This is a genomic window from Nocardioides sp. NPDC000445 (assembly GCF_040300245.1).
Taxonomy (GTDB): domain Bacteria; phylum Actinomycetota; class Actinomycetes; order Propionibacteriales; family Nocardioidaceae; genus Nocardioides.
The window spans coordinates 1-1,283 of the sequence record NZ_JBEPDH010000050.1; the positions used below are offsets into that span (position 1 = coordinate 1).

The window sequence follows — 1,283 nt, forward strand, 5'->3', positions numbered from 1 at the left end:
ACCTGGAGGCGGGTGTTGACCTCGAGGAAGGAGATGGTGCCGTCGGCGGCGACCAGGAACTCACAGGTCCCGGCGCCGACGTAGCCGGCCTCGCGCAGGATGGCCTTGGAGGACTCATAGAGCCGCTTGTTCTGTTCCTCGGTCAGGAACGGTGCGGGGGCCTCCTCGACCAGTTTCTGGTGGCGGCGCTGCAGGGAGCAGTCCCGGGTGGAGACCACGACCACGTTGCCGTGGGTATCGGCCAGGCACTGGGTCTCGACGTGGCGGGGCTTGTCGAGGAACTTCTCCACCAGACACTCACCCCGCCCGAACGCACCCACGGCCTCACGGACCGCGGACTCGTACAGGTCGGGGATCTCCTCCAGGGTCCGGGCGACCTTCAGGCCGCGGCCACCGCCCCCGAAGACGGCCTTGATCGCGACCGGCAGGCCGTACTCCTGGGCGAAGTCGACGATCTCGGAGGCGTCCTTGACCGGGTCCTTGAGCCCCGGCGCCAACGGCGCCCCGGCCTTCAAAGCGATCTGCTTGGCCTTGGCCTTGTCACCCAGCGCATCGATCGCCTCAGGGGAGGGACCGATCCAAGTCAACCCAGCCTCGATCACCGCGGTGGCGAAGTCGGCGTTCTCGGCCAGGAACCCGTAGCCGGGGTGGACCGAGTCCGCCCCCGACTGCTTGGCGACGTCGAGGATCTTCTCGATCGAGAGGTACGACTCCGCCGGGGTCGCGCCACCCAGGGCGTAGGACTCATCGGCCAGCCGCACGAACAGCGCGTCACGGTCGGGCTCGGCATAGATCGCGACCGACCCGATCCCGGCGTCCTTGCATGCACGGATCACTCGAACCGCGATCTCACCGCGGTTGGCGATCAAAACCTTTGTCAGTTCAGGCACGGTGTTCTGCTTTCTACGGTGTTCAGTTCGGAAGAGCGCTGGCGCGCCAGGCGCCGGGGCCGGGGTGGATGGGGGTACGCAGCTGCGGGGTGGCCCACAGAGAGCGGGGCTTCTTCTTGGGGGCCTCGCCGGCTGAGCCGAGGGCGGCGAAGACGGCCACGATCGCGGCCACTTCTTCGGGGGTGGCGTTGTGGTCGATGACCTTGAGCAGTGGCTTTTGCTCCTCGGGCGCGGTCACAGCGGGATGTTTCCGTGCTTCTTCGCGGGCAGGGTCTCGCGCTTGGTGCGCAGCAGGCGCAGGGCGCGGGTGACTTCGGCGCGGGTCTCGTGGGGTGGGATGACCGCGTCGATGTAGCCACGTTCGGCGGCGATGTAGGGGTTGGCCAGGGTGGT

Annotated in this window: 3 protein-coding genes; all 3 read right to left on the reverse strand. The window is 68.0% G+C overall.

Annotated elements, in window-relative coordinates:
• On the reverse strand, positions 1-890 hold an 890-nt coding region (locus ABT304_RS30825), incomplete at its 3' end, for an ATP-binding protein (protein ID WP_350721241.1).
• A gap of 22 nt (positions 891-912) precedes the next feature.
• Positions 913-1,128: an acyl-CoA carboxylase epsilon subunit gene (locus tag ABT304_RS30830; RefSeq protein WP_350721243.1), complete on the reverse strand. Its 216-nt coding sequence runs from the start codon at positions 1,126-1,128 to the stop codon at positions 913-915.
• A partial coding sequence (locus ABT304_RS30835) for a carboxyl transferase domain-containing protein (RefSeq protein WP_350719470.1) occupies positions 1,125-1,283 on the reverse strand: 159 nt, incomplete at its 5' end. The genes ABT304_RS30830 and ABT304_RS30835, both read right to left, overlap by 4 nt.